The organism is Photobacterium ganghwense (genome assembly GCF_017329545.1).
In the GTDB taxonomy this organism is placed as follows: Bacteria; Pseudomonadota; Gammaproteobacteria; order Enterobacterales; family Vibrionaceae; genus Photobacterium; species Photobacterium ganghwense.
This window is the reverse complement of sequence record NZ_CP071326.1, coordinates 1,303,287-1,325,688: the sequence shown is the minus strand read 5'-3', so window position 1 is coordinate 1,325,688 and position 22,402 is coordinate 1,303,287. Positions and strand designations below refer to the sequence as shown.

At 46.8% G+C, this 22,402-nt stretch carries 17 protein-coding genes; 9 read left to right on the top strand and 8 right to left on the bottom strand.

What is annotated here, in order from left to right; genetic code table 11:
- Nucleotides 1-10 precede the first annotated feature (10 nt).
- Together malQ and glgB are read left to right on the top strand one after the other, a co-directional pair.
- Nucleotides 11-2,194, top strand: a complete 2,184-nt coding sequence (gene malQ, locus FH974_RS22200; protein ID WP_047885977.1) for a 4-alpha-glucanotransferase — start codon at nt 11-13, stop codon at nt 2,192-2,194.
- 53 nt (nt 2,195-2,247) lie between these two features.
- Nucleotides 2,248-4,401 carry a 1,4-alpha-glucan branching protein GlgB gene (gene glgB, locus FH974_RS22195; RefSeq protein ID WP_047885976.1) on the top strand — a complete coding sequence of 718 codons (2,154 nt, stop codon included), beginning with the start codon at nt 2,248-2,250 and terminating at the stop codon, nt 4,399-4,401.
- A 1,245-nt stretch (nt 4,402-5,646) separates the two neighbouring features.
- Here glgB and FH974_RS22190 read toward each other — a convergent pair.
- The 3 genes from FH974_RS22190 to FH974_RS22180 form a co-directional block, all read right to left on the bottom strand.
- A complete protein-coding gene (locus FH974_RS22190) occupies nt 5,647-6,807 on the bottom strand; it encodes an MFS transporter (RefSeq protein WP_047885975.1) in 1,161 nt (386 codons plus the stop codon).
- Between the two features lie 1,256 nt (nt 6,808-8,063).
- The gene (locus FH974_RS22185) at nt 8,064-9,389 is read right to left on the bottom strand and encodes a serine hydrolase domain-containing protein (RefSeq protein WP_047885974.1); all 1,326 of its coding nucleotides are present in this window, start codon (nt 9,387-9,389) and stop codon (nt 8,064-8,066) included.
- 248 nt (nt 9,390-9,637) lie between these two features.
- Nucleotides 9,638-11,290: an AMP-binding protein gene (locus tag FH974_RS22180; protein WP_242551909.1), complete on the bottom strand. Its 1,653-nt coding sequence runs from the start codon at nt 11,288-11,290 to the stop codon at nt 9,638-9,640.
- 358 nt (nt 11,291-11,648) lie between these two features.
- Here FH974_RS22180 and FH974_RS22175 point away from each other — a divergent pair, with 358 nt between their 5' ends.
- Nucleotides 11,649-12,110 (top strand): TetR family transcriptional regulator, encoded by a 462-nt coding sequence (locus FH974_RS22175; protein ID WP_047885972.1) that lies wholly within the window; start codon nt 11,649-11,651, stop codon nt 12,108-12,110.
- A gap of 46 nt (nt 12,111-12,156) precedes the next feature.
- On the top strand, nt 12,157-12,348 hold the full coding sequence (locus FH974_RS22170; RefSeq protein WP_047885971.1) for a hypothetical protein: 192 nt from the start codon (nt 12,157-12,159) through the stop codon (nt 12,346-12,348).
- Between the two features lie 143 nt (nt 12,349-12,491).
- On the opposite strand, the gene FH974_RS22165 is transcribed toward FH974_RS22170, so the two are convergent.
- Entirely contained in the window at nt 12,492-13,274 is a 783-nt protein-coding gene (locus tag FH974_RS22165) for a M48 family metallopeptidase (RefSeq protein WP_047885970.1), read from the bottom strand.
- A 117-nt stretch (nt 13,275-13,391) separates the two neighbouring features.
- Between FH974_RS22165 and FH974_RS22160 the strand changes: the two genes are divergently transcribed.
- The 4 genes from FH974_RS22160 (at nt 13,392) to FH974_RS22145 (ending at nt 16,180) form a co-directional block, all read left to right on the top strand.
- Nucleotides 13,392-13,823: a hotdog fold thioesterase gene (locus FH974_RS22160; protein WP_047885969.1), complete on the top strand. Its 432-nt coding sequence runs from the start codon at nt 13,392-13,394 to the stop codon at nt 13,821-13,823.
- Entirely contained in the window at nt 13,820-14,053 is a 234-nt protein-coding gene (locus FH974_RS22155; protein WP_047885968.1) for a DUF3389 domain-containing protein, read from the top strand. Before FH974_RS22160 ends, FH974_RS22155 begins: the two co-directional genes overlap by 4 nt.
- 404 nt (nt 14,054-14,457) lie before the next feature.
- A complete protein-coding gene (locus FH974_RS22150) occupies nt 14,458-15,345 on the top strand; it encodes a phosphotransferase (protein ID WP_047885967.1) in 888 nt (295 codons plus the stop codon).
- Between the two features lie 175 nt (nt 15,346-15,520).
- On the top strand, nt 15,521-16,180 hold the full coding sequence (locus tag FH974_RS22145; protein ID WP_047886357.1) for a putative ATP-dependent zinc protease: 660 nt from the start codon (nt 15,521-15,523) through the stop codon (nt 16,178-16,180).
- 271 nt (nt 16,181-16,451) lie between these two features.
- On the opposite strand, the gene FH974_RS22140 is transcribed toward FH974_RS22145, so the two are convergent.
- Together FH974_RS22140 and FH974_RS22135 are read right to left on the bottom strand one after the other, a co-directional pair.
- Entirely contained in the window at nt 16,452-17,267 is an 816-nt protein-coding gene (locus tag FH974_RS22140; RefSeq protein WP_047885966.1) for a DUF2797 domain-containing protein, read from the bottom strand.
- Between the two features lie 214 nt (nt 17,268-17,481).
- Nucleotides 17,482-17,823, bottom strand: coding sequence for a hypothetical protein (locus tag FH974_RS22135; RefSeq protein WP_047885965.1), 342 nt, complete (start codon nt 17,821-17,823; stop codon nt 17,482-17,484).
- A gap of 384 nt (nt 17,824-18,207) precedes the next feature.
- Between FH974_RS22135 and FH974_RS22130 the strand changes: the two genes are divergently transcribed.
- Entirely contained in the window at nt 18,208-18,654 is a 447-nt protein-coding gene (locus FH974_RS22130; protein ID WP_047885964.1) for a c-type cytochrome, read from the top strand.
- Nucleotides 18,655-18,806: 152 nt separating this feature from the next.
- On the opposite strand, the gene FH974_RS22125 is transcribed toward FH974_RS22130, so the two are convergent.
- Nucleotides 18,807-19,475, bottom strand: a complete 669-nt coding sequence (locus FH974_RS22125) for a cytochrome b/b6 domain-containing protein (protein ID WP_047885963.1) — start codon at nt 19,473-19,475, stop codon at nt 18,807-18,809.
- Between the two features lie 378 nt (nt 19,476-19,853).
- A complete protein-coding gene (locus FH974_RS22120; protein ID WP_207103773.1) occupies nt 19,854-22,232 on the bottom strand; it encodes a fatty acid cis/trans isomerase in 2,379 nt (792 codons plus the stop codon).
- Nucleotides 22,233-22,402: the final 170 nt, after the last annotated feature.

The window sequence follows — 22,402 nt, the reverse complement described above, 5'->3', positions numbered from 1 at the left end:
GGAGAGAACGATGAAAGATGATCAAGTTTTAAAACAAGTTGCTGACATGGTCGGTATCGCCGACAACTATGTCAGTGCTTGGGGAGAAGAAGCTCATGTAGACAGCGATACGATTCGTCGATTGCTGGCTGCACTGGGTTATGACACAAAAAGCGACGAAGCGCTGCTCGAATCGGCCACCAAAAAGCTACGTCCGGATGTACTGGCTCCGGTTAAAGTGGTGCGAAGTGGCCAGCCTGTTCATGTTGATATGTATCTGGGGCAGAGCGCCCGTGTCAGCGATTTCAGCTGGCGTCTGGAAACCGAGCAGGGTGAAGTACTGGAGGGCTGGCTGCAGTCTCAGTTGGTCGCCGATGACCGCGAAAACGGCGGGACACTGGTGTTCTCACTGCCAAGTGATTTGGCGTGGGGCTATCACAAACTGCAGATCTTCCGTAAGCGTCGCAAATCTCCGTTTGAAATGACTTTGATCATCACTCCGCAATCTTGTTACAAGCAGGAGCCACTGCTCAATAACAAGAAATTGTGGGGCACCAGCGTTCAGCTTTACTCCGTCCGTACGAATCACAACTGGGGTATTGGTGACTTCGGGGATCTGAAACAACTGGTAGCGGATATTGCTGCCCGTGGCGGTGACTTTGTCGGGCTTAACCCGATTCACTCGCTGTTTCCGGCAAACCCGGAAGGCGCGAGTCCTTACAGCCCGTCGTCTCGTCGCTGGCTCAATCTCATGTACATTGATGTCAGCTCAGTCAGTGAGTTTGCTCAGTGTGATGAAGCGCAGCAACTGGTTGGCAGTCCGGAATTCCAGAAGCGTCTGAGCGATGCCCGAGACACTAACTGGGTTAACTACAGTGAAGTGTCATGCCTGAAGATGGCCGTATTGCCACTGTTGTTCGAAACGTTCTGCGAGCGTCATCTGACTAACAATACCGCCCGTGCGCAACAGTTCCTGGCCTTTGTGGAGAAGGGGGGAGAAAGTCTGTTGCATCAGGCCGCGTTTGATGCCCTGCATGCACAGCTGAAACAGGAAGATGACAACGTCTGGGGCTGGCCGGTATTCCCTGAACAGTACCGTCATTTTGATAACGCCGCTGTTCAGCAGTTCATTAAGTCGAACTACAAACAGGTTCAGCTTTACATGTATCTGCAATGGGTCGCAGACAGTCAGTTGGCAGAAGTGCATGAACTGGCACAGGAAAAAGGCATGGTCATCGGCCTGTACCGCGATCTGGCGGTGGGCGTGTGTGACTCTGGCTCTGAAACCTGGGCCGATCACGGCGCACTTTGCCAGGATGTCAGCGTAGGTGCGCCGCCGGATATTCTTGGTCCGCTTGGTCAAAACTGGGGTCTGCCGCCACTAAACCCAGAGACGCTGAAAGAGATGGCTTACGATCCGTATATTCAGCTGCTGCGTGCCAACATGCGTAACTGTGGCGCGCTGCGTATTGACCACGTACTGGGCCTGCTGCGCCTTTGGTGGATTCCAAAAGGTGACTCTGCGAAAAACGGTGCGTATATGTACTATCCGGTCGATGACCTGATGGCCATTCTGGCGCTGGAAAGTCATCGCTACCAGTGCACGGTTATCGGTGAAGATTTGGGAACCGTACCGGATGAAATCGTGGATAAGTTGGCAACGGCAGGTATTCACTCGTACAAGGTTTTCTTCTTTGAAACTGCAGAGGACGGTGGTTACTACTCTCCGGCGCACTATGCCGATCAGTCGATGTCCGCGTTGTGTACACACGATATGCCGACGCTACGGGGTTTCTGGCACTGTGATGACCTGAAAATGGGTGAAGAGTTAGGACTTTACCCGGATGCAGAACAGCTCAAAGGTTTGTTCAATAGCCGTGCAGAAAGTAAACAAAAAATCCTTGATAGTTTGGCATGGCATGGTTATCTTCCAGAAGGTATTGGCCATGATGCGTCATATATTCCTATGGATCAGCACCTTAGTGAAGCCATGCAATTGCATCTGGCCGCAGGTTCCAGTGCTTTACTGAGCCTGCAGTTGGAAGACTGGCTTGAAATGGACAAGCCTGTGAACATTCCTGGCACGGTAGATGAGTATCCAAACTGGCGTCGTAAGTTGTCCACGACACTGGATGACATCTTTACCCGTCAGAACATCATTGATTTGACGCGCCGACTAACTGAGACGCGAGAAAAAGCCTCACAAAAACAGTAATCAGGAGTAATGCGTTGGACACATCAAACGTGACACGCAGTGAAAAGGAATACATGCAGCTCGAGAGAGCTGCATTTTCAGATCCGTTTTCATTTTTAGGGCCTCAATACCAGACTGAGGACTTGGCACTCCGGGTCTTTATGCCGGGTGCAGACAAGGTTGAAGTACTCACCGAACGTGGTGATCGTTACTCGCTTCAGCGCGAAGCTGACAGTGGCTTTGTGTTACGGGGTCACTTTGATTTTTCAAAAGCCTTGTACCAGCTGGTTATTCATTGGTCAGATGGTCCTCAGACTCTGTATGATCCTTACCAGTTTCACAATCTTATCTCTTCATCTTCTGCACTTTCTGACCCATCACAAATGCATGGTGAAATGGGGGCGCAGCTGATCACCCTGAACCGTGGCAATAAGCCTGTATCAGGAGTACGTTTCCTGGTTTTTGCTCCTAATGCGTCTGCCGCCAGTGTTGTTGGTGACTTTAATGGTTGGGATGGGCGTCGTCACCCAATGCAGCGACTGGATGACGGGCTGTGGGGACTATTTGTACCGGGATTGGATGCCGGGACACGGTATAAGTTTGAATTGAAAGACAGCCAGGGGAACGGTCTGCCTCATAAAGCCGACCCTTGGGGTTATCAGGCAGAGCAATATCCATCATTTGCTTCGGTTGTTTATCAGCAGTCGAACTACCAGTGGCAGGACAAAACCTGGCAGAGACGCCCGGTCACAGCAAAACATCAGCAAGCACTGTCTTTCTATGAGCTGCATGCCGGTTCGTGGCGTAAAAACGAGCAAGGTGAATTTCTTAATTACCGTGAATTAGCTGACGCGCTGATCCCTTACCTGACTGATATGGGGTATACCCATGTCGAGCTGATGCCGATTGCCGAGCACCCGTTCTATGGTTCATGGGGTTATCAGCCGATTGGCTTGTTTGCGCCGTCCAGCCGTTATGGCACGCCGGATGATTTCAAATACTTTGTTGACCGTTGTCACCAGGCCAACATTGGCGTAGTGCTGGACTGGGTACCGGCACACTTTCCTTCCGATGATCACGGTCTGGCCAATTTTGATGGCACAGCTCTGTATAACGATCCGGATCCGCGTCGTGGCTGGCACCAGGACTGGCAGAGCTACATTTATGATTACGGTCGTGAGCATGTCCGTCGCTTTCTGGTAGCCAACGCTCTGTTCTGGTTTGAGCACTACCATGTTGACGGCCTGCGCGTAGATGCCGTGGCTTCTATGTTGTATCTGGATTACTCCCGGGAGCACGATCAGTGGATTCCTAACCACGAAGGCGGCAACGTCAACTTTGATGCCGTCAGCCTGCTGCGTTGGGTCAATGAAGAAGTGTACCGTTTGTATCCGAATGCGATGACTATCGCGGAAGAGTCAACGGCGTTTCCTGGTGTAACCAAACCTACCAGTATGGGGGGGCTTGGATTCGGTTTCAAATGGAACATGGGCTGGATGCATGACAGTCTGACTTACATGAAAGAAGATCCGGTGCATCGCAAGTATCACCATAACACCATCACTTTCCCGATGGTGTATGCCTTCAGTGAAAACTATGTATTATCTCTGTCCCATGATGAGGTGGTCTACGGCAAGGGGTCGTTGCTGAATAAAATGCCGGGTGATGAATGGCAGCAAACGGCAAACCTGCGGGCCTATTTGGGCTTCATGTATGGTCAGCCGGGTAAGAAACTGAACTTCATGGGGGCAGAACTGGCACAAAGTGCAGAGTGGGCACACGAAGGGCAGTTAGAGTGGCACTGGCTGCAGTACCCACGCCATAGTGGGGTACAGCAACTGGTTAAAGATCTGAACCATTTATACACCTCAGAACCCGCGCTTTATGAACTGGATTGCGACCCAGCAGGGTTTGAATGGCGTGTACATGATGATGCGGAAAACAGTATTCTTGCTCATGAACGATTGGCACAGAACGGCGAAAAAGTGCTGGTCGTGACCAACTTTACACCGGTTCCACGACAAGGTTATCGTTTGGGTGTACCGCTGACTGGTCATTATGATTTGCTGTTGAATACCGATGATCAGAAATACTGGGGCGGACAAGCACCAGTGAAAGCGGTACTGGAAGTGACAGAGGAACCAAGTCACGGATTAGCACAGTCCGTTCAGATTGATTTGCCACCGTTAGCGACAGTGTTTTACCGTTTTAAAAAACACGAAGACTAATCTGTCTCCATCGAATCAGCAGTGATGACTCTACCTGGATGCGTTGTTCAGAAGCATGGGTGAAAAGCTACTCTTGCTGATTTCGTTTTAAGAGCGGCTGCCAGAGTAGTAAGTAAACGTTGTCATTACTATTCACTGCCATGGTGAACAAACCCGAAACCGTCATTTTGCTCTCGCAATGTGGCGGTTTTTTTTTATTGGTATTGTGTCCCATAGTCGGTTTCGTATTGTGGTTGGTTTCCAATTAGCCGATCGTATTGGAATACAATCAGTCAGCAGGTGATGAATTTGGTAGGGATGCGTGTAAGAGATCTCTCACAAAGGAGTAAGATTTTAACGAAATGTCATGTAAGTCAATAATACGTGATTTAAATAAAAGCATTAAAATCAAATGCTTGAGGTTTTATTGTTAACTCGAAATTTTTTATCAAAGAAAAATGTGATCTCTGTTGCTTGCTCAAAAACTCAGATCTTTTAATCTGTACCCCGTCGGAAGGAACTGACGGAACGGAACAGGAAAGCGGCCAGGGATGTTGGCAACCTCAGGAAGAGGTCGGTGTATCAGGATGATATATCGGACAAGGACTGTGAAGGGATAATCGAAAGGAGTCGATAACGTAAGTAGGATGCTTACGGGTCAGGAAGACAAAATGGACCACTTCAGGATGAAGTAAGGGACACCTCCAGGATGGAGAAGAGAGTCGAAACAGGATGCTTCGACGGGTCAAGGCGAGACCAACAGGACATATCCAGGACGGATAGATAAGGGACTGCGCTGAAGGAAACAGCTTAATCAAGGAATGATGCAGGGAGCACCATCGTAGCGGGATTGCTGCAAAAAAGACCAAGGGCGCGACTTATGTCGCGCCCGCTCTTTTTGGGCCTTTCATTCAAAGTAAAGGGCCAATCTTATCAGAAGCACTCTTTTTTAGATTAAGCTGCGTGATAATACGAAAGAGATGAATCAACGAGTTAGAAATACTTGTCGACCTCAAATTGTGGCCATTTTCAGCACTATGCCCCAGTCAGCGCCATGTTCCTGAATTATGTTCACAAACAAAGAGCCGTACAGATAGGCTCAAAAATAGTGTCACAAAGAAAGGCGTTGCCTTCTGATACCCAATCTCGAATGAAAAAAGCCAGCAGAAGCTGGCTTTTTGGGTTTTGGCGATTCTCTGACGTTTCACTTCACGTTGAGCCGCACTACTTTTATTCGTTCGTTGCTCTGCCGTTGTCGGTATGTGGTTACTGCGCCACTACGGTAGACTTTGTTCTGAGGCTGGCAATCAGCATATATACTGAGGTGCTCAGCAGAACTGCAAAGAAAAATCCCATCAGTCCGTATTGGCTTTCCATAAAGCGGTTTGCGGCCAGAGGTCCCAATGCTGAGCCAACGCTGTAACAAAATAGCATAACCTGAGTTGCTGACACGATGGATGCTGATGCTAAGCCATCACAAGCCAGAGTAATTGCAATCGGGTAGAGGGCAAAGGCTGACATTCCCAGCAGTGCCAGGCTGACAATCTGAATACTGTAACTTTGATCAATCAGGTAGATTCCCATCGCAAACACACCCAGCAGGCTCATCAGTGCCAGCAGAACGGATTTTGATATGCGGCAAGATACTTTACCGATGATTGGTTGGATAACCATGCCGCCCAAAACAGTAACAGCCATCAATACTCCGATACGATCGTCATTGGTTGTATTGCCTTGCAAAGCAAGAGGCAGCAGACCGTAAATAGAGCCCATGACAACGCCGGATACCATACAGCCAACCATCGCCGGTTTACTCAACCCCAAAATCTGACGTAGAGACAGACTCACGTGGTGCTCAACTTTAGGTTGGGCGCCTTTTCCTGCCATTGCCGGCAGGGTAGCCATCGCTAAAAGACAGATGATGACTATAAAGGGTAGTGCACCAGTGGTGCCAATCAGGCCAATACCGAATTGTCCCAGAGTCGTACCGCCGTACAGCGAAGTCATGTAAAGGCCAAGATTCTTCGCCCGCTCTTCTTTGCTGTCACCAATCAAAAGCCAGGACTCAATAACCACAAATACCCCGGCGACCGCGACACCTGCAACAAAGCGGCTTAATAACCAAGACGTTAGGGTATGGTTGACCATCATTAGAGCGACAGAGACTGTCAGTACAGTAATAAAGCTAACAAATGATAGTCGGTGACCAATTTTATTTATCACGGGTTCAATCAGCATGGCCCCGAAAAGCAGTCCCAGGTAATACACACTTGCCAGCCAACTCGCCGCGTTTGTTGGCAATTGGTGACTTTCCAGCGTTAAAGGCAGCAGGCTCATCAAATAACCTGAGGCAATGGCAAAAATGGTAAGGCCAGAAACAGGAACCCAGACACTGTTACGTGGTGCCTGAGTAGCGTGTGTGTTCACTACGGGTAACTCCAGATTGATAGAAAAACTCACAGCCACAACAGGACGTTATGGCACCATTTGACTCGAATAAAGCCAGAATACGTGTGATGAAAATTGTGATTGAGGACTCAATCTGGGTGGAATATGAACCTAAATTACTGTTACGTAAAATGAGTAAAACTAATGTCAATACTGAATTTGATTTATCTCATTACTATTAGAAAAAACTTAACTTGCTCTCTAATGATTTGAGTAGAATGTAATTGGTACTTTCAGTCTTAAATATCCAGTAAAAACGGTGGTTTTTACTTTTGTTTTCTCTTTGTTAATCGCAAGAATGCACGTTCTTATGTTAGAGCTGTAATGTATTTTTGGCGGCTTAAATTCTTTGGTTAGTCGCGAAAACCTTGAAAAAAAGTATTACTGAAATTCATGATGGCATGTGAGTTTGTCAGGAGCCCCTGTTTGTATTTCTCAGTCGCTGTAATGCAGGCTCTGGCGGAGATTTTTTGTTTTTAAACGAAGCTCAGTTTGCTGTCAGCTAAATGTTTCAAGTTTCAAGTTTCAAGTTTCGGATTGAGCTGTGAAGTTAGTTAGTGCTCAGGTTTTCTTTATGACTTTTCAGGACTGCTTATAAAATATGTTGTCTGTCGGTGGGCAGGAGCTGGGCGCATGTTATCGAACTATGGGAAGCCAGAAAAGAATGTTGAGTCATGGTGCAGATTATCACCATAACAGGGCAGGTCTGAGTGAATTTAAGTGGTAATCATTTGATTTTATTTGAGTTAAAGGTTGGCACGTATGATGCAGTATACACATTGCAACTTGCTGGGCCTCACGCTGTGCTCTGTGAGTTGCGGCTATGGGTACATAATCACGTTGTCATTTGACGTTGTGGCACTGTTTACCGAGTCGTTGGCGCAATTTTGTATCTTCACTTTTCTCAGTAGCGGGAGATGAGTGGTCTGATATTGACTTGTACTTTCGTGTAGGACGGTAAACAGTGCCAATTTTTTCGTTGTTTTTTCTTACATTCGTGTCGCCTGAATGCTTTTCCCTTTCCTACTTTAATCGGATATTCAATAGCATAGTGTCGAGCATGTTGCGTGTCCGAAAGGTTTTCATCATTTGATTACCTCTCGTTATTCAAAACTAAAAGCAAGTTTAGTCACTGTTTCAACATACTGCCTATATCTAACCCCTGCCAATATCAGAAAAGGTATAAAAAGTGCGTAAATTAGCCTGATACTGAATCAGGCTAGGCCAGAGAATCGCTAGATTCGGGTAAATCTCGACAGATAGCGACCGTCCCTTGAAAAGAAAATGATCTCTTTGGTGGTGTCGTTTTCGTTGCGATAAATACGGATTTGATTATCGATACCTAATGCAAACAAGCTGTTTTTGCTTTGAATCTGTAACGGAATATCAAATTGGTTTACTTTGGCTTTCAGAATTCCGCCTTCAAACACAACCTGTAGAGGCACACCGCTGTTGTCGAGATAGTTACCTATGATATCCACATCTTTTCGCCAGGTGGCAAACTTGCTTTCAGGTAGCTTCAGTGTATGAAGTGGGTCTCTGCCATCTACTAAACGGAGCAAGTCCACAGTCAGTAAGTCTATGTTCGTATTGTGCAAGTTACTTAACGCAACAATGGTGGTTTTTGTTTCCGGATGCTGGAGAAAAAGTGCTTTAAATCCGTCAATTTGGCCCTGATGGAGATAATATTGCCGTCCCTCAATTTCTTCGTTAAACAAACCGTACTCGTTGGTCAGCATCATAGTGTAGGAGGCAGGAGAAAGCAGTTCACCGTTTTGCAGCGCTTGGCTGAATGTCATTAAATCGCGGGCAGACGTAATGAGCTCGCCCGCGGCCCAGGCACAACCACTAGGCGTAATGTAAGCATCAACCAGTCCGGATAGTTCATAGGATTTTGCCAACTGAAAGGACAAAGTCAGCTTTAAGCTGGAGTCTTTCATGCCTAATGGGCGTAGCACTTCCGATGTCACAAACTTTTCAAAGGTTGATTGGGTGACTTTTTCGATGATGCCGCCCAACAGATAGTAATTGGCATTACTGTAGTTAAAAATCAGATGAGGGGGATAGTCTGCGGAGGTGTTGATTGTGTTTCTGATCAATTGGTCTGATTTACAGCTGCTGTCATATTCACGCCATGAGTTATCCCGAAACAGCCCGGATGTGTGGTTCAGTAACATTGCGATCGTAATATTGTCTGCTTTCTTCAGCTTCGGGTAGTACTTAGAAACAGGTTCATCGAGATTCAGTTTCCCCTGCTCGTGCAATCGCAGAATGGCCGCAGCGGTCAGAGGCTGGGTTAATGAGCCGACTTTAAACAGGCTGTCAGGGGTAACAGGGCGCTTCATTTTCACATCAGCCATCCCGAAACTACTTTCATAGATAAGCTTATTTTCTTTGGCAATCAAAATATTGCCGCTGAAACGTCCGTATTGATTCTGATGCGAGAGATACTGATCTACCTGAACATTCAATGCATCATGTTGTGTTTCAGCTGCCGCCTGTGAAGTCAGTGCTGCAGTAAGTAGCAGTGGAAAAAAGCTAAAAAATCGGGTGCGCATCATTTTGAAAAGAAAAGCCTTTAAAAAGAACTCGGGATTTCTTTGAAAGTAACATCGGCAGATTTGGTGGGCTAATAATCTGTCACGCAGAGAATAACTAAAGGCGCAAAAATGGAGGTATGCATCGTTTTTAATATTGTGATGCAGATGTTTTCATTGAGAAATGATGATTAGGTGCAGATTTGACTGGCAAGTGATTGTTTTATGAATTAAGCAGTCACTATGGAGTGACTGCTTAATAGTTTACCCGTTTATTCTTCCCACTGAATCAAACGATCTTTTGGCCAGTCCGCCCCAATATTGTGGTATTTTTTCTCTAATAAATGACGCTTAATTTTCAGTGTTGGTGTCAAGAAGCCATTTTCCACACTCCATGGCTCTTTAATCATCAGAACGCCTTTGATTTTAGCATGTGATTCCAGCTCTTTGTTGATCGTTTCAATGACCCGCTGCGCAGTTTTTTCATAACGTTGGCGGTCGAAGTTCGGAAAATCATGTGGAACGGCAAGGAGAATAGGAGCGGGCATCCCTGAGCCGACCAGACACATCATTTCAATACTAGCGATCTCAAAAATCCGTTTTTCAATAGGAACCGGTGATACAAATTTCCCTTTGGCGGTTTTGAAGGTGTCATTTTTACGTCCTTGTATCGTCAGGTAACCTTCTTCATCGATGGCACCGATATCGCCGGTATGCAGCCAGCCCTCATGGTCAAACATAGCCTGGCTAGCTTCTTCATTTTTGTAATAACCGGTGAACAACCCATTACCGCGAACCATGATTTCTTCATCGGCTGCGATTTTCAGCTCGATACCCGGCCCTGCATTCCCAACAGTACCAATCTTATCGCTGCGGAACGGGTAGTTCAGGGTGCTGTATGCAAAGGACTCTGTCATGCCCCAGGCTTCGGTGATATTGAGACCAATGGTTTCATACCAGCGAAGCAATGCTGGTGAAACCGGTGCCGAACCACAACCCAGAACGCGCGCTTTATCCAGCCCGAGCCCCTGTGCCAGTTTGCGTTTAATCACGCCAGAGATAAACGGGATCTTCAGCAAAATATTGAGTTTTGATTGCGGCAGCTTTTCCAGAATACGTTGCTGGAACAGTGTCCACAGACGAGGTACCGAAATGAACAGAGTCGGGCGATACATTTTGACATCATCAATGAAAGTATCCAGCGACTCCGGAAAGGCAACCTGGATCCCGGCCATGACGGACGAGCCAAAAATGTAAACGCGTTCGGTAATGTGCGCCAGCGGCAGGTAAGAGAACAGACGTTCACCGTCCTGCATGCCGATATGATCAATCAGTCGTTGCGCTGACCAGGCAAAACCGCCGTAACTCAGCATGGCGCCTTTAGGCAGGCCTGATGTGCCGGAGGTGTAAACAATGGACATGATGTCGCCCTGCTGGTGCTCTGGCCGTTCTTCACTTGGCGCATGCTCATTAATAAAGTCATTGAAATCAAAATGACATTTCGGCGCGCTAGGGTAATTAAACGCAATTGACAGCAGGTCAGGATATTTCGCCATGACAGATTCGATGGCTTGAGAATTATCCAGTTTCCCGATCAGGATAGCTTTTGATTCACTGTGGGTCAGGCAGTGCTCAATTGTATCAGCCCCGGCCGTTGGGAAAACCGGCACACTGATATAGCTTCCCAGCATTAACGCCAAATCGGTAATAAACCATTCTGCACAGTTTTTTGACATCAGCGCGATGCGGTCACCGGGCATGAAACCCTGAGCTCGGAGGGCGCTTACCAGGCGTAGTGCCTTATCGGCCACCTCTGCATAAGTGAAATCGACAAATTGCCGGTTCATAATCTGGCGAAGATAGACATCATTGGGTCGCTCTTCTGCCCATTTTAAGATCATGTCAGTTGGCAGCGGTTGTGTCATGAGTGAGTCCCTTAAGCGTTCCGATTGCAGAGGTAGATTCATACTTCGATCCTTTGAAATGTTATTATTTTGTAAAATTAAAGCAATTTTATACTATTGGTCAAGGTGTTAAAACGCTGTCAGCGCGCGTTTCCTGAAATTCATGCCGCCTGACGGGTAAAAGAAAAGCAGAGTGTTTCACTGATTAAAATAGAACAAAATTCAAACAGGTGTACAATTTTTATTGCAGCTATCGCCTATTCATAAAATTTTGTTTCTATTATACTTGCCAGACTTTAGTGAGCTGCTGATGGGTTAACTTAAAACCGTGAGTAGTTGACGGGCTTGTTGATAAAGATGAAGACAGAGTCAACGGATTATGCCAAAGCGTAGTAAAGAAGATACTGAAATCACTATCCAGACAATTATGGATGCAGTGGTCGAACAGATTTTGACCCTGGGTTATGACAAAATGTCATACACCACCCTGAGCAAGCAGACAGGCATTTCCCGTACCGGAATCAGTCACCATTTTCCCAAAAAGCAAGATTTTGCCAATGCGTTGGATCAGCGCATATTCAGCATGTTTGTTGAGAAACTTGAACTTGAAAAAGGGGTTGAAGGCTTTGCAGACAGTTGGCTGACGGCTCTGAGTGACGAGAAGTTCTGCGCCACCCTGCGCTTACTGTTTCACCATATTGCATCGGCCCAGTCAGATAGCGGGTTTTCGCAACGCGGCATAGAAAGACTCTATGTGCTGTGCCAGGAACGCTTTGGTGCTGAGGGTGAAAAAGAGCTGGAGTGGTTGTTGGGCAAGTCACTGACAACACTGGCGCGTTAAGTTAAGCGTTATACTTATTAGACGCTATGATTTTAAGAGAAAGTTCATGTTGAAATATATTGTATTGGCGCTGGTCGGTTTGGGTATCTATATCGGGGTGACCTACAAAGACGAAATCGAAGATTTGACCGACAGCCGTTCTATGGAAGATGTGCGTGATGCCATGGAAGATATGTCAGATAAAGCGTCAGACACCGCAGACGAGCTCAGCAAGAAATTTGAAGAGCTGAGCAAGTAGCGACCTGATTACGAACTGCGTGTTTGCATATACCGAGAGACCGGCTTAAGCCGGTCTTTCTTTTTTGTATTTGTCTGATTGCTGTTTTTGAGCACCGAGATTTTCTGTGCATGCAGTATATTGCAAGGCTTTGCAGCTAACCGTTATAAACGGCATTGAGGGTGGGGCGTGTTGTAAGTCGGTAGTTTGCCGATCTCTTTTCTCAAATCATCAATACGGGTTGAATGCGACGGGTGGGTCGATAGCAGTTCCGGTGGCTGATTACCCCCTGAGGCTTTAGCCATGTTCTGCCATAAACGGATACTCTCGTTCGGATCAAACCCGGCTTCTGCCATCAGTCGCAGGCCGATAATGTCCGATTCCGATTCCTGCGATCGTCCATACGGCATTAACACCCCGTATTGCATGCCCAGCCCTAAGCCAGCCATGGCCATATCATGATACTGTGTGCCGCTCATCGCCATGCTTGAAATCTGCATGCCCATATTGGCCAATTGTGAGCGGGACAGGCGTTCGTTACTGTGTTGGGCCATCACGTGGCCAATTTCGTGGCCAATGACGGTAGCCAACTGGTCTTGGTTAACGGCGACTTTCAGCAGACCAGTGTAAACTCCAATTTTGCCTCCTGGCAGCGCAAAGGCGTTAATTTGGTCACTGTCAAAAACGACCACTTCCCATTGACTGTATGCCTGGGTACCCGGCAATTTTGCGGTCAGAGCATTCGTGACACACTGTACGTACTGATTGGTTTTCCGGTCGGTGTAAATTTTTTCCTCTTGTTTCAGTGCGTCAAATGACTGAGCGCCTAGCTGCGACATATCCTGCTCTGAGAATAACAGTACCTGCTGGCGTCCGGTTGGGGAACTGGTACAAGCTGAAAGCAGCGCGGCCACTGCTAAAACACAGGCCGGCAGTAAGCGTTTCATGAGAGACTCCTTTCTGTACTTCATTGCGTTACGACATAAAACAAATATAGCGAGACAATAGCGAAATTATACATATCGCGTATTATGGTGCCTAACTTTCATTATTCGGATAACGTGATGAGTATATGGAAAAAACCGTTCACGCTGGAAAGCCTGAACAAAACCTCGGTAAATACCCTGGTTGAACATTTGGGAATTGAATATACCAGTTTCGACGACAACAGTATTACTGCGGTAATGCCGGTGGAATCCAGAACGCATCAACCTCTTGGTATGTTGCATGGTGGTGCATCGGTAGTGTTGGCCGAAACACTCGGCTCGATTGCTGCCAACATGTGTGTGGATGAAAGCAAGTATTGCGTGGGTCTGGATATCAATGCGAATCATATCCGTGCGATGCGTTCAGGGATGGTTATCGGTAAAACAAGTCCGATTCATTTAGGCGCAACCACGCAAGTGTGGCAAATTGAGATCACTGATGAGCGGGGACGACTGGTATGTACTAGCCGGTTAACCATTGCCGTTATGAAGCATAAGAAGCCAGCATGAATATTGTGTTTTCACAAGGCAGAGTGATTGCTAACCAGTACGAACTGGTTATTCGGCTTGATGGCGACGCCCGCATTACGCTTCAGGCGATGGCTGAAGATGTCTCCTTACGTGGTAAAGGGGTCAATGTTGTCACTGCGATGGGAACTGGGGTGAACTGGTCCGTACGCCTGGATAGTGAAGAGCAACTAATCCTGTTGGCAGATGCCCTCGGCATTGCAATTAGCTGATATTATCCGCTGCTTTACTTATGCCCTGTTCTGCCAGGGCGTATTTTCAGTTCTTACTATCAACTTGTTTCTATTCAATGCGTTAATTATTCAGGTTGCGCATTTAAGTTAAGCCACTTCTACGCTTTTCGGCATACAAAGGTCAAATTTTGGTGCCAGGAACTCTACTTATCTCTATTTTATTTATGTAATGAGAAATGGTTTTTCTCTGCTAATAGGGAAAGCTCACTTTTTCGGTATTTAATATGAGAGGGATGCCACATTTTTTGCGTCGCGAATTCCATTCGAGGTTAATGAAACGTTAATGTATAAGCGATTAAATATTCAGTTGTTTTATTAAAGACGTACAGCAAAATGTTTGATTTTTGTATGTGCGCGTTTCTCGACGTGTAAGGGATTGCCGGATGAGTAAGTACGGGCTAGAGCAAATAGCGTTATCCGCCTATAAAATGATGTTTCGGCAGGCCCCGGATTTTTGTAAACAAGAGCAGACCTTTTACGGCTGGCTGGTGTTTCTGGCTTCTCCGAAAGGAAAAGTGGTCGTGAAATTCTCTCGTGAGGTTGGACGCCTGGCAAAAGAGATTGAGGGCTTGGAGCGCCTGAGAAAAGCCTTGCCTTGTAAGGTCCCTCAGGTTTTTTTCTTTGGCCGGGAGGAAGGCCATGAGTACCTGATGCTTGAGTGGGTAGAGGGTATCCCGGGCCATCAATTACCTGACACGCCCGCAGCAACAAAAGCATTTTCTCACAGTTTCATCGATGTGATGCTGAACCTTCACGAATACACATCGGCATCGGGTTTCGAAGTGGCTCAGCAACACTACGAATCTGACTTTGCTCCAGCTTATGACCACTGGATGGAGCCGGTGTATCGTTATGTAATGAGTGAAGTCTCTCCTTTTTCCCCTTCTTTAAAATCAGCACTTCATGATATCTGGCAACATCGCCATGTTACTTTAAGCGGTATCTCTTCAACGCCGTCGTTGACCCATGACGACTGTCATATCGGGAACGTGATGTTCGATGCCACAACATTTCAGGTCAGTGCGATCCTTGATCCTTGTGATGTAGGGTATAAACATCGCGAGTTGGATATTTTCCATCTGGATGATGTGCGCCCTGAACTGGAGTTGAGTACTTTATATCGTCAGGCGGTTGAATTACCGGATGGGTTTGAACTGCGACGGGCATTTTTCAGCTTGTGGGATGATGCCAAGCATAGCCGTAACATGGGCTGGTATGACGAAGCCTGGTTGCAGAAGAAAGTGGATGTGTTCCGCGCGATTGAGTTGTAAGTACTGTCTATCAACGACAAAGTAAAAAGCTTGCGCGCCAGACTGGGCTTGCCACATATTTGACGACAATCTAACAGAGTACACTTTTATTAGGCGGATGATTTATTATCATAGAAGCCAATGTATTGGTAAGTATTAGTAATAAGGGATAAGTGGACACTGCCGGATGAAAAAAATGAATAAAGTGACTGCCTTTTTTGCACTGGCATTGCTGGCTGGTTGTGCGCAGCAGACAACGACTTCCCGAGAAGCGACAGCTAATCCTGAGGTGACCAAGCCTGAGACAGCAACACCTGATCAAACGACGAAGGAAACGGACATTAAAGAGCCAGCACCCGCGGTGGTCATTGCACCTGTGCCGCAGCCAAAACCTGTGGTTAAGCCGGAAGCCAAACCAAAGCCTAAACCGCAGCCAATTCCGGTTCAAAAACCTGCGGTTACAAAGACGGACGATGGCAAGTTAATTCTGGGTAGTGAAGAATGGGTTTGGTTAACTCAACCCAAACAGCATATCCGGGCTAAGGTGGACTCTCAGGCGCAACTATCAACACTAGGCGTGAGCAATATTCAGGCCTTTGAGCGTGATGGCAATGACTGGGTGAAATTCAGCTCTGGCGGTAAGAGTGTCGAGTTACCCGTAGAGCGTTGGTTGAAATCAAAAGAGAACGACAGTAAACAGGCTGTGGTTAAACTGCGGGCTAAGCTGGGTGATTTGAATGAGCTGACTGAATTTGCTCTTACTGCTGGTCAGGGAATTGTGCTCGGGGTGAACTTCATCCGCGATGTGGCTGTTGTTGATGGAAAACGGAAATTTGTTCAGCCGAAAGTAAAGTAGGTTAGTAATCTTGTGCCCCCTGCTTGCAGTCCAGCAAATCCAGAAGGCAGCACAGTAGGCTTTGCAGGTAGTGAGATTTAAGCTAAAGCGTCCAATATTGGCGTCGAGTGTGGAAACAGGTTTTCGGAGCAATGTACGGAAACTGTTTAAGAGAGCTGTTTATGCGCTTTGTTATAAGAGCTGTCTGCGAGAACCCTAACTGAAGCTAAAAAACGTTTAGAACGAACAAAAAACGGCTGAGAGACAGCCGTTTTTTGTTGCATTATCAATATCAGGCGGTTTCAACACTGACTTCGTAACTGGTGAATTTACGAATGTTAATTACCCCGGTATCAAAGATCAGATACTGGCCTTTGATACCCAGAAGTGTACCTTCCACAACCGGGTTTTTATCAAAGTTGTGTGAGGCAATTTTGCTTGGATATTGAGAAACCGGGTAATGAATATCAACGATCTCCTCATCCAGCTTTTCAATGGCATCAGCACCAAATTGTAAGGCTAAATCGCTGAGTCGGGCTTCAATTTGTGGCAGCAGTTTTTCGGCTTCGGCTTTCAGATCCATTGGATCTTGACTGCCTTTCAACATGGCGCGCCAGTTGGTTTTATCAGCAACGAGTTCGGCCAGTGCCACTTCGGCAAAACCGGAAATCTGGCGTGTTTTGACCTTCAGAACGGCCAGGGCCTGGGTGGCACCCTGATCAATCCAGCGGGTTGGCAGTTGGGTATGGCGAGTGATACCGACTTTCAGCCCTGATGTATTCGACAGATAGACAAAGTGAGGCACCATACAATGGTCATCGCCCCACTCAGGCTCACGGCATGTGCCTTCAGCATAGTGACAGGTCTCAGGCTTCATGACGCACATGTCACAGCGGGCCAGTTTTTTCATGCAAGGGAAACAGTGTCCCTGTGAATAACTCTTTTTGGTTTTACGGCCACAGGCATCACAAAAAATATTACCGGTAAACGTCATTTTCAGGTGCTGACCAATCAGTGGGTTCAGCGCCAGCAACTCGTCGCCGACCGGCAGGTGGTACTCCACCACCTCACCTAAGGTCGATTTCATTTTATTCAGTGTGCCTAACATTGCATCCTCTTGATATTGCTAAAATCATTATAGTTGTAATAGTGCGGCGTTTTCTTCAACCCGTTGCCAGTCTTCGATATAAAGAGGGCAATGAAGAGTGGGCCGAATATCGCCTGATAAGTATAAGGATAGGGTAACGAAATTTTGATGCCGATGATATGGCAGGTTGCTGGCTCTTTGTGCTGTCGGCGCTGTAATTACAGGGAAATGACGTTTAATCGGTCTGTAAATGCATTTTATGAAAAATACGGTGGACAACCGGCGCGAGCAAGGTAGCAACGGCCAGAAAAAAAACGGTTTCAATGAATAAGCTGTAGAGTGCAGTAAACACATGAGAGTGGGCAGTTTGCGGTGGATGGGGCAGTTCAATACTACCCAGCAATGAAATCGCATTCATGAAGGACTGGAAAAGGGTTAAATCATCCAGCACCATAAAGCCAATCACACCTGGCAGAATGCCTAAAAGCAGCAGTGCACAGGCCAGACAGTAAAATTTGAACAGCCTGAACAAGAAACGGTTAAAGGGAAGGATGTCATTTTTAACATGCTCAAACATAGCTAACCTGCTGACAATTTATCTCTTTGTGATTTTCTCAAAATAGAATTAGGAATAAACCGCAGAAAACTATTTTTTCACCAAGGTGAAATGCAAGTGTAGTGCACTGTCTTTGCTGATGAATCTAATATTTCCTGCTGATATAGCCTGACGTATTAATTACAGAGATTATTATGCCCTAATCATATAGGAAGACTGTGATATATAAGGCAATTGTGTTCGGATATTGTAAATATTTGTAAGTTAATCAAGGCATGTGTTTACAGCTATTTGCATCTTGGTATCATTTTTACTGCTATGCCCAATTATCCTGAATAAAATCATTTTGTCTTAATTACATGGTTTTATCTTCAGGCCACAATATCAAAATAGGGAAGTGAACCAATGAAAAAAATAATGATCGCTGGGTGCATGTTTCTTGCTGCCGGGGCTGTCGCCAGCCCGTTTGAAAAACCTGCTGAAGCTATCAAATACCGTCAGTCTGCGTTTACTCTGATTGCTGCCAACTTTGGCGACATGGCTGCAATGGTTAAAGGAAGCAAAGAATGGGATCAGAAGCTGTTCAGCCAGCGTGCCCAGTTTGTTTCTCAGTTGACTTATATGCCTGAAGAAGGCTTTAAATACGAAGGTTCAGACAAAGGCGAAACGAAAGCACGCCCTGAAATCTGGTCTGACTGGAATGGTTTCAGTGCCAAACTAACTACCTTCCAACAGGATATGGCCAATCTGGCAAACGTTGCCCGTGATGGCGATGAAAAAGCAACCAAGCGTGCGTTTGCTCAGGCTGCGAAAAACTGTAAATCGTGCCACAGTGATTACAAATATCGCTAATTGTTGTCATGACACTGAAACAGAAAAGCCAGGTATGAAACCTGGCTTTTTTTAGAATATGAACGTAATGATTTAAACCGTTTTATAAGCGCATAATCGCCAGCAAAATCCCCGCGATGACGTCAACACAGAGGTCAGTTATCAAACAAGGACTACCACAAGTAGGCGACAACTTCTTCAGCCCAGGTAAAATAAATCAGGCTGCCGATTGCGGCGGTAATTCCCCATGCCACCAGACCATTATGCATTTTGGGTGGGTTGGCTTTCAGCGCTTTTTTACCCGTAATCATTGGAGTGATCAGGTTGTCTTTACGCAGCAGATAAACGGTAATCGCAATGACATGCAACGCGATGGCACCAAGAATAAGATTGAAATTAATGGCGTGAATAGATGTCATCAAACTGCTCAGTTCCCCACTGACATATTGCGCCAGCGGGCCTTCAGAAATAATATCATCGTTGGCAAATAAGCCCGTTGTCAGCTGAGTGGCGAGCAGCAACATGAAAGCAACGACCATGTATGCCCCGGCAGGATTATGACCAACATTGGATGATTCGCCACCGCGACGTATTGCTGTCAGATATTGGAGTGCTGTTGACGGAGAACGGACGAAGTGGCGAAACTGAGCGGTTTCACTGCCGATCACGCCCCAGATAAGACGCGTTAAAAGCAACGCCAACAGGAAATAGGCAATAGCAAAATGCCAGTCCATTAACCCTTCTGTGCCTGTATACCAAAGCCCTGCAACAGACATCACCTGAAGCCAGTGATAGCCGCGAATAAAACTGTCCCAAACCGGATAGTGGGTGGTGGATGTCATGCGAGGAGTCTCCGTGATGTCTGAACGTGTGCATTCAATATGCACCTATTTTACCTTCTGAAAACAGTGTGGCTACACAGGACGCTAAATATTTTCAATTATTTACATTTATCATCAAGCGAAATGCGTTCTTCGTCTATGCCTTCGCTGCTGGCTGTGAGAAAGAGTCAATAGAAGAGTCTGATGGATATTGAAGCGGCCCGCGTTGCGGCGGGCCGGCTGTCATGAAGGAAAACCGCTACTTATGAAATAGCTACTTATGAAATGGCTACTTAAGAAATAGCTATCTAAAAATTAGCGGCTTAACAAATGACTATTTAGACAACTAGCGGAATAAAAATAGCCAGGTAGACACAAAGACGAACAGTTTAATCAGGCTTATCTGTTTTCTAACCTGTTGTAATCCAGCAAACCAGCTTCAATAGGGTAGTTCTCACGATACAGGGTATTAATCGCATCGCTGAACGACCAGAAGTTCGGGTCAGTACGGCGAACACCAAACCGGGTCATGAAAGCCTGATAGCTTTTCTCATCGGTGGTCTGAGAAAGTTGCTTAACCAGTTCAGGCAAAACCGCTTCTTTGACTTGCCAGAAAGCGCCAGGGTAACTGCCCAGCAGCCCTTTCACTAAAGTCATGTCATCCTGTTCGTACAGACGGTTCGATTCTTCATCAAACAGGCTGGAAACGTTTTTGTGTGCGCTGTTTCGGATCAGGGTAAACAGTTGTGGCCTGCTTTTGGCGGCGGCCGGTTCGACCATGATAAATGTCAGCTCAGGAAAAAGGGTGGCCTGCGTGCCTTTAAGTGCATCGATCTGCTCGAGCAGCGCAAGACTTTCAGGTTGCAGTGTTGCCTGACGATAATCGTAACGCGGCGAACTGACTGGCTTCAGTTTATTTTCCAGCATATTCAGCAACTCCGATTTTGGGTCATCGGTTTTGAAGGTAATGCCGGTAGGTTGCGAAAACTGATTGATATCACCCTGAATAAATTTGCTCAGATTTTGATCGGCATCCTGATACCAGTTAGCCAATTCCTGATGACGTATATCAGCCGGAAGCAGAGACAGGAAGTTGGATTCACCTTCCATCCGCAAGAAGTCCATGTACATCCGGGTGACAAGCTGGTGGCCGAAGTTGCCGTAAACATCAAAACCGGCGACCAGCAAATAATGAATCCGCTCAAACAGGGAATAGTCGAGTACCCATGCGGTTTTAGGATGCGTACCTACCAGTCCTTTGGTGACAGTCGCACTGTCAAAGTGGCGTAATACTGTGAGTGTAGCGTTATCATTGTGGCCGTCACCATCCCAGATTACCGCCGTTGTCAGGTGCTCACCGCCTTTAAAGGTATCAGCAAGAAATGCATTTTTTGCGCGCAGGAACCGTCCTTGCTGTTTGGCATAGCCAATCCAGTTGCTGATTGGCAGGGTGTTACTTTCATGTTCTGCTGGCATACGCAGATTGGCAGCCTGCTCATCATAAAAGGCACTGACTTTCGGGCTGTCTGACATTTCCGGATTCACGAAGAACACCCAGAATCTGTCGTTGATCACATTAAGAGCAAGCTGGCCCCGGCATACCGGGCCTTTGATGAACCCCATGATCGTATTCTGCGCATTATCCAGCATGAAGCGATAACGGGCATTTACCGGTAATTGACGGAAGGCACTCAGCGGGTTGGCCGCCAGTTCCGGTTCGTACCCCGGCAGGGTATCAATCTCGTACTCAGGTTCAAAAAATAACGCACGAATACGTGCCATTTTGTCGGCGTTCAGTGCATAAGGCATATGCGTTTTGTCGACAATGGTTTCCCGAACCTGCTGGAAGCGGTAATACACGCGATCAACATCAGGATCATCAAACGGGCGGCGCGTTGCAATCAGATCGATAGGCTTACCGGGTGCGGTACGTGAGCGAACCAGATTAAAAAACACTGGTTGTTTGACTTCGCTAAAATACAGGTGCGAGACAAACAGGTGCTCGTAAATGTAACGGCTGACCAGTTGCTGCTTCAGGCTGTCACCGTTAAGGAAGCTTTCCCATTTTTCTAGCAGAGCAAGGTTTGCCGCGTCGGGTGGCGAAACACTGCTCATCGGCGCGCCTAAAGACAACCAGTTCATCAGTACTTCGTGTTCAGCATCACTGATTTGAGGTAAACCATATGGCATTCCCCATTGTGGATAGTTGAGCTCAAAGCCTGACATTTCTTCAATGGTTGGGCACTGTTGATTGCGATCGAGCGAAAAATCCCACTCATCGGGTGTCAGTATTGCTTGCTGAGGGAGTGGGTGCGCTTGCTTGAGTTTCAGCATACGCGCCATTACGCCCGCCTGAGTGTTCGCATCCGGCGTCTGAGCGCGTTCATTTAAAATGGCATTAAAGCCAAGGTCGCGCCATTCAGCCGTATTCTGGGCATCGATGAACATGCGAGTGGTGTTGGCCGCAAGCAGTCGCGTCCCTTCGTACACTTTTTCTTTGTTGGCACCACGATCAATCCCCTCCGCAGAAGAAAACTTCAGCTGGCAGGGCGCGTCATAGCAGGCATGGCAGACAACGCAGCGGTTTTCAATGATCGGCTTTACTTCCGTCAGATACATATTGGCCTGAAGGGATGCGGGGGGAGCGATACGTTGCTGGGGAGCGGCTTTGCCATAAATCTGGTCGAAGTTGATACCGGCATAAATGGCACAACCAGAGAAGAGGAGTGTTACGGCAACGAGCGCTATTCGTTTTATTGATTTTGTTATTGTTAGCATGAATGAATAAACCGGCAAAAAGTGAATGCAAAACTGCTTCCGATAGACAAAGGGCATAACCTTTATCAATTTAAGACTAATCCCAAATGAAGCAAACTTGGCGCAGCGTTTGCCCAAAATCGAGAGAAAGCATGAATTGTACCTGAGCTGTCGGCGAAATGCCCAGGCTT